Genomic DNA, 12,948 nt, shown 5'->3' on the forward strand with positions numbered 1-12,948 from the left:
GCCGCCACCGATAAAGGTGGCGGACGATGCGTGGCTCGAAAACCGGGCTATTAGGACAACCGGCGGGCGCAAGGCCCCCACGCACCGCCCGCCATAGCCGGCAGACGGATTGCCAGCCGGCACCACGCGTGGTGGTGCCGGCTGACAAGCGTAAACAACTTCCTAATAGCTCGGGTTTTCGACGCCCGGCCACCCGTTGTCGGTGGCTCTACCAGAGTTGCCTGATGTTGTTTGGAATGCCAAGGGGTTGGGGCCAAAGCCGCCAAAGCCCGAGACGTTTTTGGCATTTTGGCATAGCGTGGAGTGGCGCGAGAGCCTTGCGTTGCGGGAGTGCCGGCACTTCTGGAACCGAGTCGTCAGATCCTTCAGCCAAAAGCGCTGAGTGCGTCAGTTGCGACATCACGCCATCGGCAATGGCGAACTACTGCTATGGCTATTGCTGGCGGAAGTGCCTCTTCAACCCGTCGAACTGACGCGCTCGCGGAACCACGCCCCGAATTGTCCATCGTGAGTGAAATGGCGCAATTCGAACTGCCCGGACTCGTGAATGACATGCCGCCAGCGGGCGCAGCCGTATTTCTTCGGAGTCTGTTCCGGATGATGTTCGGAAACCCAACGAGCCGCAGTGTCCAGATTCACCCAGCCTTCGATGGATCGTTCCCGGCAGGCTTGCCTCAGCGCACTGACAATACCCGCGATGGGCCAGTGGATCTGTCCATCAGGCGCGATGCCATTACGCACAAGCTCTTGGAGCTCGGGTGATTGCATCAACTCCGCAACCGCACCTCTTGTCCTGTCCATATCCTCAGCGAGGGGGCGCAGTTGTTGGAGGAGATGGTCGATCTTGGTGTAAGAGCTGCTGAGCGCATCTTGGGCCTGCAGGCATCCATCGACAGTCTGGAGGTCGTGCTGCTGGATGAAGCTGTGGACAAGCGCGTTTCGCATTCCCACCAATTCGCGTAGATCGGCTTGGAGGGCCGCATGCGCTTCATCTGAAAGACTGGTCTGCATCCGGAAAGCGAGAAAGCATGAATCGGGCCGAGAAACCGGGACGTCGTCGGGGAATTCGCCGCCTTCCTTCACCACGTACTCGGTCATCAGGCGGCCGACCAGCGTCCCCATTGTCTTGCCGCTGATCTCAGCCCTGCGATTGTCCAAGGCGAGTGGCAGTGTTTCTGGGGTACCCGAGAAGCTGCTCACGGCCAGCATGGTCTTCAGCAACTGCTCGCACTGCTGCAATCGCAGAATGCAACGGCCGAGGAGTCGTTGTACTTCTTGCTGTGCGCCGGCAATGTCATCTTGGTCGAGTGCAGGCATGGCAAACCTGAGCATGGGATACGCAACTTTACCGCGTGGGCCGCTAGAAGCGCAGGGCGGACCAGAAAGGGCGCCTTGCGACGAGGCCGTTGCCCGCATCGCTTCCGGGCGGGAATGACTTTCTGCCTATTGACCCCCCACAAGGCGCCATACACATTCTGACTACCGATGTAGTCACAGCTCAGCTGTCCTGCTTAGAACAGGAAGGTTTTGCAGCACTTGAACGGATTCCACCCACTGGCGCAGGCCAAAACAAGGACCACTGTACGTGCTACGTCGCAGCCGAATTCTTCTCTCCGCGGGTCTGGTCCCGCTTCCGTGGTTCCTGTTCTGGACCAGTGTTGCCACAGTGTTCGCGACGGGCTACAACCCGCTTGCGCAGCACGCCAGCGAGCTGCTGCAGGTGCCAACGCTCGCAAGCGTCTCCGCCAGGATTGCGGCCATCGGCTCCGGCGTGGGCTTCGTGGCGTTCTCCATCGGGGTATGGCGGGAGTCCGGTCGCCGGATTGCCGTAGGTGCGATCTGCTGGATGGTCTTTGGCGTCTCGATGCTGACCAACGGGCTCTGGCCGATGGGCCATCCCATGCACGGCTTCTACACCATCGGCATCGCAAACATCATTGCACCGGCGATGTCGCACATCGAACTGACCGCGTGGTCTGCCAACCGAAGGGCGTACGCCGTGACCGCAGTGGTGAGCATCGCGGGCATCTTCTATCTCTGGTTGAACCTGCTGGGAGCGGACCCGGAGGGGTTCAGGGGGCTGACCCAGCGCCTGTTCTCATCGATCAACTCGCTGTGGCCATTCCTGGTTGCGCTGTACCTGCTGCGCCGGGATTCAAGCGCGCTGCAAACGCAGCCCGCGCATTGATGGCAGGCATGCAGTTACACGTACGGCTGTTGAGCAGGTGGCATTGAGATGGGGCTGAAGATTTTTCGCCGTCAGCTGATTTGCGTTCAAGTGCGCCAGGACCACTTCATTGCGCGCATGGTGGGTGGAGACAGGGCCATTCGTCGCCAGTGCATGCACTTGGCAATCGCGCGGGTCCGATTAAGGGCTATTCGAATCTTCGGCCCCAGCTCAAGGCGATCTTCTCGGAACTCATGCCTAGGTTCTCCCTCGTCAAGCCGTGGGCGATCCTGCACTTCGATCCTGTTGAGTACCCGATCACGAAGGAAGAGCTCGCCGGGTTTCAGAAGGCTGCCATGCGAAGCGGGGTGAGCTTCTGCTTTCTCTCAACGTGGGAACAGCGGCATGAAGACAAGGACTTGCTGGTCATGTTCAAGTAGGGTCCGGCGAGAAAAATATTTTCATTGAATGTTGGACCCTGCTTCGAGAAGATGACCCCAACAATCCAATCAATCCGGCCCCACCCCCCTGCTGGGCGGGATAAAGCTTTAGTCGCTAGAATAAAATTTCTCATTTCGAAAGGATAAGGGTCAATGGCAGCGCCTCGTGCATTCATAAGCTTTCAGATGGAAGATCGCTGGGCGAGAGATTTCATTGTCCAGCAGGCAAGGGACAAGCGGAACGACATCTCCTTTTTAGACTACTCTGTCCAAAATCCGTTTGACTCAAAGTGGAAAACTGAATGCGCACGGCGCATGGGTCTCACGCGCGGAACTATAGTTCTCGTCGGTCCCACGACCTGGCAGTCTGAAGCGGTCTTGTGGGAGATCGCAGAGACCGTTAGGCAAGATCACTACATGTTCGGAATCCAAATTAATCGAGATCGCACCCACCAGATTCCAGCTGGTTTGCCGCCTCAGAATGTAATTCGCTGGGACTTCGCCCAAATCATTCAATGGCTTAGTACTTGGACCTGATCAATGTACCTAGACGAACTTGCATCGGCCATCCTCGCAAGAATCCCTGAGGGTCGAATGCCGCATGAGGACACGAAGGAGCTGTTAAAGATTTACGCGGTTCTTGCTAGAGCCAAGGGCACTGACGTGACCTGCAGTGACGTGCATGATGCGTGGTCGGCGTGGATGAGTGGCCGTGATCCGTCGCACGAATCACTTGTTCCGTTCGAAGTGCTCCCAGATCATGTAAAGGCAGAGGACGCAATATTTGCCGATGCGATACGGGCCGCGGCACTCGAAGCCAAAAATGGTCTTCCTAGCCATCTAGAGTTCATGGAAGTTCTTTTTCCTTCTGGTCTGCCCAAGACCGAATCTCAGTCCAAGGAAGTTCTCGATCTTTACAAGATCATGGTTGGTAGTTCTGAGAGCCTCGTGCAGCGGCGGCAGGCAGTAAATACCTTCTTTCTTACTATTAATGGTGCACTCCTGACGGCGGGTGGGCTTATTGTTCAAAGCGCACAAAGTGAGCAGCTTGGAGCTTGGGGCGTTGCCGTTCTCGCTGTCGCCGGCCTGATACTCTGTGGCGCATGGCGTAGCCTCATCACCTCGTTCGGTCAACTCAATAAGGGAAAGTTCAAAGTTATCAACACCATGGAGCGGCACCTGAAATCAGCAATCTATGCGGCGGAATGGGAGGCCTTGGGTCGTGGCGAGGATCCGAACGTTTATCGTTCTTTCACCTCAAGAGAAATATGGGTTCCAACCGCGTTGTTGGCTCTGCACGCCATAACATTTCTCACCTGCCTGCTGGTAGCATTTGGGTGTATCTCCTTTAGGTTGTAGTGGTCTAGTTGTCAATTAAAGTGGGCGTGCCATTTAAACCTGTCCTGGTCTTTGGCGTTGATCAACGTCAGCTTCTGGCCGGTAGTGGACTTAGGCTGCGTAAGGCGCCTCGTTGGGGATCTTTTATCCCGATGCTTTGCCAGCTAGAGCTTTAGTCGCCGACCAACCCCCTTAGAATCCTGTTGTCTGCCGACTTTGGTAGCCGGACACTACGGCCCTGAGATCGATTCGCATCAAGGACCAAGCCTGCCACAAGGTGCGCTTTGAATGCAGCACATCGCTGTACCCATGAGGCAATGCATGATTTTCTAGGCTCTTCCAATCAATACAGGAGGTGTGACATGGCGCTATACGAGTACGGGGGCGGTTTGGCCCAGTCGCAGAATGCGGCCTTCGATGCAACGCACACACCAGGAACGGAAGCCCCGTATCCAGGAATCTACCGTTGCACATCCTGTGGAGACGAGATTGCAATTGCTGGTGGTCACACACTTCCACCTCAGAATCATTGACAGCATAATCCGGCCAGCGGTCAGATCAGATGGCAGCTTCTGGTTTATCCGGTGCAGCAAGGTTAGCAAAAAAATTCGTGGCAGGGCCTTCTTTTGGCCCAAGTCGAACATTGGTTTGATTGCTGAATCTGCGGGGAGGGCTGGCTGTTGTTAGTCGCTCCCCCCCCCCCAGCACTCTAAGATCGAACCGTATCAATGGAAAGTACGCCATGCGGTGCGTTATGGTTGAGCATGTCCGTGCCATTGGTCATGCTACTAGGTGTTTTCTCGGTCCACGCCACAGGGAGGTTTCAATGACGATCTATATAATGCTCACCGTGGATCTCAATCGCGGCGTCTCGGATGATGCGCGTCAAAAGTTCTATGCCTATCTTGCCAAAGAACAATGGAATCGCCTCAAGCTCACGACAACATTCTGGGCAAAATTTTCGGAAAATTCGACGCCTGATGGAGCAATAGGTGCAACCAGGAAGGATGTAAGGAATGCAGCAGTCAGTGCGGGAATTTCTTACTATGAAGCAGCCGCGGAGATTGGCAGCAGTGCTCCGACTGTTTGGAATCAATCCAGCTAGAGCTAGCATTTCATTCAAGTAGACGACGTTTCGGCGTGCAGTTTGACGCAGTGGTTGCGGACGTCCGCTCCTAGCCTAAAGCGGACATAGCTCGAAAGCTTGCTCTGTAGCTCTTTCGTAAGTCAAAGCGAGCGTCTTCACCTCATCAATTGATGATCTCCCCGCTCCCCGAAGCAACAAACGCCCTCAACTGCCGAACAAACTCCGCGTCGTAGGCCTCCCACTCCGCAATCTCCCCAACAACCCGCAACGGCTCCGCACTGCGATACGACCGCGTCGGATTCCCGGGAAACTTCTTGTTGGTCACATTAGGATCGTCCTCAAACGGCCCGGTCGGCTCCACCAAATACACACGCGGTCGCCCCGCACCCCGGGCCATCTCCGCAGCCAGCCCGGCGCCCTTGGCAATCGTCGTGAAGTAGATGTGGTTCATCACCACGCTGTCGCGATAGTTGGAGCGGAAGCCCGCGCTCAGCAGTTCGCCTACCGCGAGGTCAGCGCGGGTGCCGTGATAGAACGGCCCGGCAACCTGGTCGCAGGTGTCATGCGAAACGGGTGTCCATTCGGTGTCCTGTGCCATCGGCACTGCCTCAACCTGTCCTGCCGGATCGACAGGCCGGCGAGTCTAGGGCGCCGGGCGGGCCTTGCGGCAAGGCCCCATCAAGGAAATAATCTGTAAGTGGGAGGCGCGGTGCGCCTCCTTTTTTATTCTGACGTGCCGCGGCCTTCAAGCTCACGCACCGCCGTTTCCAGCGCATCCAGCTTCTCGCGGGTCTTCAGCAGCACCGCACGCTGCACTTCAAACTCTTCGCGGGTCACCAGGTCCAGCTTGGCCAGCCCGACCAGATGGCCTGCAGCTCCTCGCGCGATTCGCGCAGGCTCGGCGGCACCCGGTGGTTTCGCGCCGGCTGCGTGCAAGCGCTATGCTCCGGGCCGGGGTACAGCAGAACGCCGCCGTAAGGGCGTGTCGTGTACACGCTGTTTCGGGCCTCAGCCCAAACGCGTTGAGGGTTCCGTCAAGTGCTGGGAAGCACGTCAGCAAAGGACCGCGAAGGACAGATGACCATGAAGCCAGCGTGTGCCGCGTTCGTGCTGACCCTGATGCTGCCTGCATGCGCGCATCGTGTCGCGACCACGGTGGAGGTAGACCCCCGCGACGAATTACTGTGCGCCATCGCGGGCAACCCCAGCCGACACGATGGGGAAGAGGTTGTGTTGTCCGCAACGTACATAACGGATAACCGGCACTTCGAGATGTTGCGCAATTCCCATTGCGGCGAGGGTGGGCACATCCTGGTGATCGGCAGGCATGGGTCGTCCGATTCGGTCAAGCGGTTCTACGCGGAACAGAAGCGCATCTGCTTGAGGCGCGATGCTCCAGCGGTGTGCAACACCACGGCCGTCGTGGAGGTATCTGGGCGCGTACGGCTGCAGCCGGAGAGCCTCGTTGTCTTGGACATTGAGGAGGTCCGGTCGTTCCGGTTCAATGAGTAAGCCGCTGCCCCGGGCAGATACTGCGTGTAGACCATGCTGGAGTGAGCTCGTTGGGCATGACACGAAAAGGCCCGCAATCGCGGGCCTTGTTGTTCACCGCTGCAGGGGCGGTCCACTCAGCCGGCGTCGCTGCGGCCCTGTTCCAGCTCACGCACCGCCGTTTCCAGCGCATCCAGCTTCTCGCGGGTTTTCAACAACACTGCACGCTGCACCTCAAACTCCTCGCGGGTCACCAGGTCCAGCTTGGCCAGGCCGGCCTGCAGCGCGCTCTTGAAGGTGGCCTGCAGTTCTTCGCGCGATTCGCGCAGGCCCGGCGGCACCAGGTCGCTGAGGCGACGGGCCAGGTCATCGATTTGGTTCAGGTCGATCATGGGGTGCTCCGTGGGGTGGTGGGCCTGCGCATCCGGCGCGGCCACGGCTGTTCGGCGATAAGGATACTGCCGGCCCCGGGCCGCCGGACAGGCGCGGCGGGTTTCGCACCGGCCGCGTTCAGGCGCTATCCTCCACGCCGGAATACAGGAGATAGACGATGAAGATGGTCATGGCGGTGATCAAGCCGTTCAAGCTCGACGACGTGCGCGAAGCGCTGGCCGAGCGCGGGGTTACCGGGATCACGGTGACGGAAGTGAAGGGCTTCGGTCGCCAGAAGGGCCATACCGAGCTGTACCGTGGCGCCGAGTACGTGGTCGACTTCCTGCCGAAGGTGAAGCTGGAAGTGGCGGTCACCGACGATCAGGTGGAGGTGGTGGTGGAAGCCATCGTGAAGGCGGCGGGCACCGGCAAGATCGGCGACGGCAAGGTGTTCGTGTACGACCTGGGCAGTGTGGTGCGTATTCGTACCGGTGAATTGGACGCGGACGCGTTGTAGACCGCTGAAGGGATGTGACCGGCGGGGTTTTGCGTCGCCGGAACGAAGAGCGGTCGAGCAAGCTCGACCCCCACCAGAGCGAAGCGCCTACCGGCGCTTGGCCCACTTGTAGAACCGCTTCCAGCCTTGGCGCACCGCCGCCACCCAACCGGGGTCGGCCACCAGCGCCGCCTGCGCAGGGCTCGGCGCCTGCCCGGTCACGCGCTGGCGCATCTTCAGCAGGTTTTTCATGTCGCTGCGGCTCAGCTGCCGGCTCAGCGGGTTACGGCGCAGCCAGCGCGGTACGCGCCAGGCCGAGGTGAAATCCAGCAGTACCGGCACGCCGGCGCTGACCACCACGTTGGTGCCATGCAGGTCGTTGTGGGTGATGCCGGCGGCATGCAGGCGGCTCAGCGCGTGCTGCAGCTGTTCGAACACTTCATTGCCCACGGCCTGCGCGGTGCTCAATGTCTGGCCGGGGATGAATTCCATGCCCAGGGCCAGGCCACCGAGGGTGCCGAGCAGGGCCGGGGCGTGCTTCCAGCCGCCCAGCCGCTCCAGCATGCGTGCCTCGCGGCGCACCATCAGCCGGGCGATCGGCGACACCGGGGTGCCACGGTAGCGGGAGTAGTCCTTCACCACCGCCGGACGGCCGTCCAGGCAGGTGCGGTAGACATCGGGGGCGAGGAAGCGCTCGCCGCGCTTGAGCAGCAGCGGCGCCACGGCGTCATCGCCGCAGGACGGGGAGGGAGTGATGGAAGGGATCATGTGGGGTCTCGGGCGACCCGGTGGGCGGCGCTGAAGCGTCAAGCGAACCGGTACGACGGGGGAACTGGCTAAACTTTCGTTAAGTCAATTTTAGTACCGGCAAGTTCGCTATTCCACGATTTGTCGGAGAAATGTCGGCGTCGTGGCTGGAACAGTTCGTCGCGCTTTTTCGGACAATTCTGTCTCACTTTCCGAAAAGCAATTTGATTTCAATAGCTTGCAAATGCTGCCGACAGCGCTCGCGGCGCAGCGCTGCGGCCCACTCACGCCTGGCTTGACCCCGGCGCACGGCCTGCCGACCATAAGCTGTTACACGCGACATCGACGGCCGCACCCACCCGGCACGTCCCCGTCTCCTGCCGCGTTCCCCCACTGATGCCGGCCCTGCGGCCGCATCGCCCTGTTTCCCTGTCCGGCGCGTGCTGGAGGAAAGTGCTTTGATCATCAAAATCGTACTTGCAGCGCTGTTCGTGTCCTGCGTGCTGTACATCCACTTCCGTGGCAAGGTCCGTGCGCGCTGGTCGCGCCAGCTTCTGGACCACTCCAGCTTCATGGCTCCGATCAACGTGGTCATGTACATGTTCTCCAAGGTGCCGACCACGCCGTTCCTGGACCCGGGCAAGGAATTCCCGCAGCTGGAGCCGCTGCGGCAGAACTGGCAGATGATCCGCGACGAGGCACTGGCGCTGCGCGATGCGCAGGCGATCGCTGCCTCCAGCACGTTCAATGATGCCGGCTTCAATTCGTTCTTCCGCCGCGGCTGGAAGCGCTTCTACCTGAAGTGGTACGGCCCCTCGCACCCGTCGGCCAAGGCGATGTGCCCCAAGACCACCGCGCTGCTGGAATCGCTGCCGGACGTGCGCGCGGCGATGTTCGCGCAGCTGCCCTCGGGCAGCGAGCTGCGCCCGCATCGCGACCCGTTCGCCGGTTCGCTGCGCCTGCACCTGGGCCTGGCCACGCCCAACAACGATGCCTGCTACATCGAAGTGGACGGCATCAAGAAGAGCTGGCGCGACGGTGAGTGGATGATGTTCGACGAAACCTACATCCACCATGCGCACAACGAGACGCCCGATGACCGGGTGATCCTGTTCTGCGATATCGCCCGCCCGCTGCGCTTCGGCCTGCCGGGCCTGTTCAACCGCCTGGTGGCGTCCACGCTGCTGGCCGGTGGCGCCTCGCCGAACCTGCCGGGCGACCCGACCGGTGGCGTCAACAAGGCCTTCGGCAGCGTGTACAAGGTGCGGCTGAAGGCCAAGGCCCTGCGCGAGCGCAGCGTGGTGGCCTATCAGGTGATCAAGTGGGGCCTGGTGGTGGCGGTGATCGCCGGTATCTGGGCGCTGTAAGCGGACCGCCGCCGGGCATGGCCCGGCGCTACCGGAAAACGAAAAAACCCGCGCTGTCGCCAGCGCGGGTTTTTGCTTTGGTAGGTGCCAACCTTGGTTGGCACATCCCAACCCCGGTGGGTGCCGACCGTTGGTCGGCACGCCTTACTTCAGCGCCGCCTTCACGAACGGCGGGGTCACCAGCACGCCGGTGTGCAGCGCGGCGGTGTAGTACAGGGTATCGAAGGTCTTGGCGGCCGAATCGGCCTGGCGGAAGTCGAAACTGCTGTCGCCCTTGCGCGCCAGGGTCACGCTCCACCAGCCGGTGGGATAGCACGGCTGCGGGAACGGCAGGGTCTTGAACGAGCCGAAGCCGGCTTTGCCCATCTCGGTGCGCATTTCGTTGATCAGTTCCAGCTGCATCAGTGGCGACTCGGACTGCTGCACCAGGATGCCGTCGTCCTTCAGGGCCTTGAAGCAGCTCTCGTAGAACGCCTTGTTGAACAGGCCTTCACCCGGGCCGACCGGATCGGTCGAATCGACGATCACCACGTCCACACTGCCGGCCGGGCAGTTGGCCATGTAGGCCACGCCGTCGTCGAACATCAGCTCGGCGCGCGGGTCGTCGTTGGAATCGCACAGTTCCGGGAAGTGCTTGCGCGCCATCACCGTCACCTGTTCGTCGATGTCGCACTGGGTCACGCTCTCCACGCCCTTGTGCTTGAGCACTTCACGCAGGGTGCCGCAGTCGCCGCCGCCGATGATCACCACGCGCTTGGGCGCGGCGTGGGTGAACAGCACCGGGTGGCTGATCATCTCGTGGTAGAAGAAGTTGTCCTTGCTGGTCAGCATGATGGCCCCATCGATGGTCATCAGGTTGCCCCAGTCGGTGGTCTGGAAGATCTCGATCTTCTGGAACGGCGACTGCACTTCGTCCAGCTTGCCGGTGATGCGGTAGCCGATGGCCGAGCCGGTGCGCTCGAAGTGTTCGATGTACCAGTTGCTGTTGTCAGTCATGGGAAAGCATTCCTGTTCGGAGGGGATGGAGCCGGGCTGAAGGCGGGGTGCCACGCATCCGGACGGATCGGCCCGTTCAGGTTCAGACCTGCCACGGGCGCGGGCGCGCATGATAACGAACCTGTGGGCATATAGGCGTTATCATGCCCCCCCTTTTATTTGCCACAAGGCCGACTGCAATGACCGATTGGTCCCTCGACCAAGCCCGCAAGACCTACTCGATCCCGCACTGGGCGGATGGCTATTTCGACGTGGATCAGGCCGGGCACATGGTGGTGAGACCGACCGGGGCGGATGGCCCGGTGGTGTCGCTGCCCAAGGTGGTCGATGCCGCGCGCGCGGCCGGTGCCAAGCTGCCGCTGCTGGTGCGCTTCCCGGACATCCTCGGCCAGCGCTTGGGCAAGCTGCAGGCGGCGTTCGCCCAGGCCCAGCAGGATTGGGACTACCCGGGCGGCTACACCGCCGTGTACCCGATCAAGGTGAACCAGCACCGCGGCGTGGCCGGCACCCTGGCCAGCCACCACGGTGAGGGCTTCGGCCTGGAAGCGGGCAGCAAGCCGGAACTGATGGCCGTGCTGGCGCTGTCGCGCCCGGGTGGCCTGATCGTCTGCAACGGCTACAAGGACCGCGAGTACATCCGCCTGGCCCTGATCGGCCGCAAGCTGGGCCTGCAGACCTTCATCGTCATCGAGAAGCCGTCCGAGCTGAAGCTGGTGCTGGAAGAGTCCAAGGCGCTGGACGTGAAGCCGGGCCTGGGCGTGCGCATGCGCCTGGCCTCGCTGGGCGCCGGCAAGTGGCAGAACAGCGGTGGCGACAAGGCCAAGTTCGGGCTGTCGCCGCGCCAGCTGCTGGACCTGTGGAAGTCGCTGCGCGATACCGAATACGCCGACTGCCTGAGCCTGCTGCACTTCCACATGGGCTCGCAGATCTCCAACGTGCGCGACATCGCCAACGGCATGCGCGAAGCCACCCGCTACTTCGTCGAGCTGTCACAGCTGGGTGCGAAGATCACCCACGTCGACGTGGGCGGTGGCCTGGGCGTGGACTACGAAGGCACCCGTTCGCGCAGCTTCTGCTCGATCAACTACGGCCTCAATTCGTACGCCAGCAACATCGTGCAGCCGCTGGCCAACGCCTGCGAAGAACACGGCCTGACCCCGCCGCGCATCGTCACCGAGTGTGGCCGTGCGATGACCGCGCACCACGCGGTGCTGATCGCCAACGTATCTGAAGTGGAACAGGCGCAGGAAGGCCGCGTGCCGGACCAGCACGACGACGAGCCGGCCTCGATCCGCCACCTGCGCGAGATCCACGAAGAACTGGACGTGCGTCCGGCGGTGGAGCTGTTCCAGGAAGCACAGCACTTCCACGCCGAAGGCCTGTCCAGCTATGCGCTGGGCCAGATCGACCTGCCGCAGCGTGCGCGCATCGACGATCTGTTCTATGCCATCGCCCATGGCGTGCGTGCGCGCCTGAGCTACGACGAGAAGAGCCATCGCCCGGCGCTGGATGAACTGAACGAGCGCCTGGTCGACAAGTACTTCGTCAACTTCAGCGTGTTCGAATCGATTCCCGATGCGTGGGCGATCGACCAGGTGTTCCCGATCGTGCCGATCGAGCGCTTGAACGAGATGCCGGATCGCCGCGGCATCATCGCCGACATGACCTGCGATTCCGATGGCATGGTCAAGACCTACGTCGAGAACGAAAGCCTGGACAGCTCGCTGCCGCTGCACGCGATCAAGCACGGCGAGAGCTACCGCATCGGTTTCTTCATGGTCGGTGCCTACCAGGAAATCCTCGGCGACATCCACAACCTGTTCGGCGACACCGACGCGGTGGAAGTGCTGGCCGATGCCGATGGCTACGCCATCACCCAGCAGCGCCGCGGCGATACCACCGACGTGATGCTGGACTACGTGGGCTACAAGCTGGATGACCTGCGTGCGGCCTACGCCGAGCGCGTGGCATCGGCGGACCTGTCGCCGGAACGCGCGCAGGAGCTGTCCGAAGCGCTGGAAGCGGGCCTGACCGGTTACACCTACCTGTCCGATGAACCGTTGATCTGAGGGTGACGGGAACGCCGGGCATGGCCCGGCGCTACCGGTGCTGATGAGCGCCCGCGCGATCTTCCATCTGTTCCTGCATGCCGCCGTGCCAGCCCTGCTGGCATGGCTGTTCTGGCGCAAGCGCTTCGCCTCGGCGTGGCTGTTGCTGCTGCTGGGCTGGATCATCGATCTGGACCATCTGCTGGCCGATCCGATCTACGCCCCGAACCGCTGCAGCATCGGCTTCCACCCGCTGCATACCGCACCGGCGATTGCCGTGTATGCCGGGCTGTGCGTGCCGAAGAAAACGCGACTGGTGGGCATCGGTTTGATGATCCACATCGTGCTCGATGCCATCGACTGCTGGTGGATGCATCACCGTTGATGCTCCGGGTGGCG

The 12,948-nt window shown here is 61.3% G+C and carries 14 protein-coding genes and 1 pseudogene; 9 read left to right on the forward strand and 6 right to left on the reverse strand.

All coding sequences use genetic code 11. The annotated features are described in order from the left end of the window. Positions 1-456 precede the first annotated feature (456 nt). A complete protein-coding gene (locus ACUXVE_RS02685; RefSeq protein ID WP_445513768.1) occupies positions 457-1,317 on the reverse strand; it encodes an OST-HTH/LOTUS domain-containing protein in 861 nt (286 codons plus the stop codon). A 268-nt stretch (positions 1,318-1,585) separates the two neighbouring features. On the opposite strand from ACUXVE_RS02685, the gene ACUXVE_RS02690 reads away from it, so the two are divergent. The 4 genes from ACUXVE_RS02690 to ACUXVE_RS02705 all read left to right on the forward strand — a co-directional run bounded on the left by ACUXVE_RS02690 (position 1,586) and on the right by ACUXVE_RS02705 (position 5,050). Then, complete coding sequence (locus tag ACUXVE_RS02690; RefSeq protein ID WP_445513769.1) at positions 1,586-2,188, forward strand: DUF998 domain-containing protein; 603 nt, start codon at positions 1,586-1,588, stop codon at positions 2,186-2,188. Positions 2,189-2,760: 572 nt separating this feature from the next. Further along, complete coding sequence (locus ACUXVE_RS02695; RefSeq protein WP_080354755.1) at positions 2,761-3,144, forward strand: TIR domain-containing protein; 384 nt, start codon at positions 2,761-2,763, stop codon at positions 3,142-3,144. A 3-nt stretch (positions 3,145-3,147) separates the two neighbouring features. After that, positions 3,148-3,966 (forward strand): RipA family octameric membrane protein, encoded by an 819-nt coding sequence (locus ACUXVE_RS02700; RefSeq protein WP_445513770.1) that lies wholly within the window; start codon positions 3,148-3,150, stop codon positions 3,964-3,966. An 805-nt stretch (positions 3,967-4,771) separates the two neighbouring features. Next, positions 4,772-5,050 carry a hypothetical protein gene (locus ACUXVE_RS02705; protein WP_445513771.1) on the forward strand — a complete coding sequence of 93 codons (279 nt, stop codon included), beginning with the start codon at positions 4,772-4,774 and terminating at the stop codon, positions 5,048-5,050. Between the two features lie 145 nt (positions 5,051-5,195). Here ACUXVE_RS02705 and arr read toward each other — a convergent pair whose 3' ends face one another. Continuing rightward, complete coding sequence (arr, locus tag ACUXVE_RS02710; protein ID WP_445513772.1) at positions 5,196-5,630, reverse strand: NAD(+)--rifampin ADP-ribosyltransferase; 435 nt, start codon at positions 5,628-5,630, stop codon at positions 5,196-5,198. A 125-nt stretch (positions 5,631-5,755) separates the two neighbouring features. After that, positions 5,756-5,940, reverse strand: a pseudogene (locus ACUXVE_RS02715) (accessory factor UbiK family protein). 169 nt (positions 5,941-6,109) lie between these two features. Between ACUXVE_RS02715 and ACUXVE_RS02720 the strand changes: the two are divergent. Then, entirely contained in the window at positions 6,110-6,544 is a 435-nt protein-coding gene (locus tag ACUXVE_RS02720; RefSeq protein WP_445513773.1) for a hypothetical protein, read from the forward strand. A 116-nt stretch (positions 6,545-6,660) separates the two neighbouring features. Here ACUXVE_RS02720 and ubiK read toward each other — a convergent pair whose 3' ends face one another. Next, positions 6,661-6,915 (reverse strand): ubiquinone biosynthesis accessory factor UbiK, encoded by a 255-nt coding sequence (ubiK, locus tag ACUXVE_RS02725; protein WP_080149656.1) that lies wholly within the window; start codon positions 6,913-6,915, stop codon positions 6,661-6,663. A gap of 158 nt (positions 6,916-7,073) precedes the next feature. Here ubiK and ACUXVE_RS02730 point away from each other — a divergent pair, with 158 nt between their 5' ends. Continuing rightward, the gene (locus ACUXVE_RS02730) at positions 7,074-7,412 is read left to right on the forward strand and encodes a P-II family nitrogen regulator (RefSeq protein WP_032977217.1); all 339 of its coding nucleotides are present in this window, start codon (positions 7,074-7,076) and stop codon (positions 7,410-7,412) included. An 87-nt stretch (positions 7,413-7,499) separates the two neighbouring features. Here ACUXVE_RS02730 and ACUXVE_RS02735 read toward each other — a convergent pair whose 3' ends face one another. Next, positions 7,500-8,159, reverse strand: a complete 660-nt coding sequence (locus tag ACUXVE_RS02735; protein ID WP_051585083.1) for an RIO1 family regulatory kinase/ATPase domain-containing protein — start codon at positions 8,157-8,159, stop codon at positions 7,500-7,502. A gap of 440 nt (positions 8,160-8,599) precedes the next feature. On the opposite strand from ACUXVE_RS02735, the gene ACUXVE_RS02740 reads away from it, so the two are divergent. Continuing rightward, a complete protein-coding gene (locus ACUXVE_RS02740) occupies positions 8,600-9,505 on the forward strand; it encodes an aspartyl/asparaginyl beta-hydroxylase domain-containing protein (RefSeq protein ID WP_049465655.1) in 906 nt (301 codons plus the stop codon). 144 nt (positions 9,506-9,649) lie between these two features. Here the strand turns inward: ACUXVE_RS02740 and speE are convergent, their stop codons facing one another. After that, positions 9,650-10,501, reverse strand: coding sequence for a polyamine aminopropyltransferase (speE, locus tag ACUXVE_RS02745; RefSeq protein WP_025874562.1), 852 nt, complete (start codon positions 10,499-10,501; stop codon positions 9,650-9,652). A gap of 179 nt (positions 10,502-10,680) precedes the next feature. On the opposite strand from speE, the gene speA reads away from it, so the two are divergent. Both speA and ACUXVE_RS02755 read left to right on the forward strand, forming a co-directional pair. Beyond that, on the forward strand, positions 10,681-12,570 hold the full coding sequence (gene speA, locus ACUXVE_RS02750) for an arginine decarboxylase (protein WP_080149658.1): 1,890 nt from the start codon (positions 10,681-10,683) through the stop codon (positions 12,568-12,570). Positions 12,571-12,613: 43 nt separating this feature from the next. Further along, entirely contained in the window at positions 12,614-12,934 is a 321-nt protein-coding gene (locus tag ACUXVE_RS02755; RefSeq protein ID WP_033832425.1) for a DUF6122 family protein, read from the forward strand. Positions 12,935-12,948: the final 14 nt, after the last annotated feature.

The sequence above is a fragment of the Stenotrophomonas sp. 3(2025) genome (assembly GCF_052665395.1).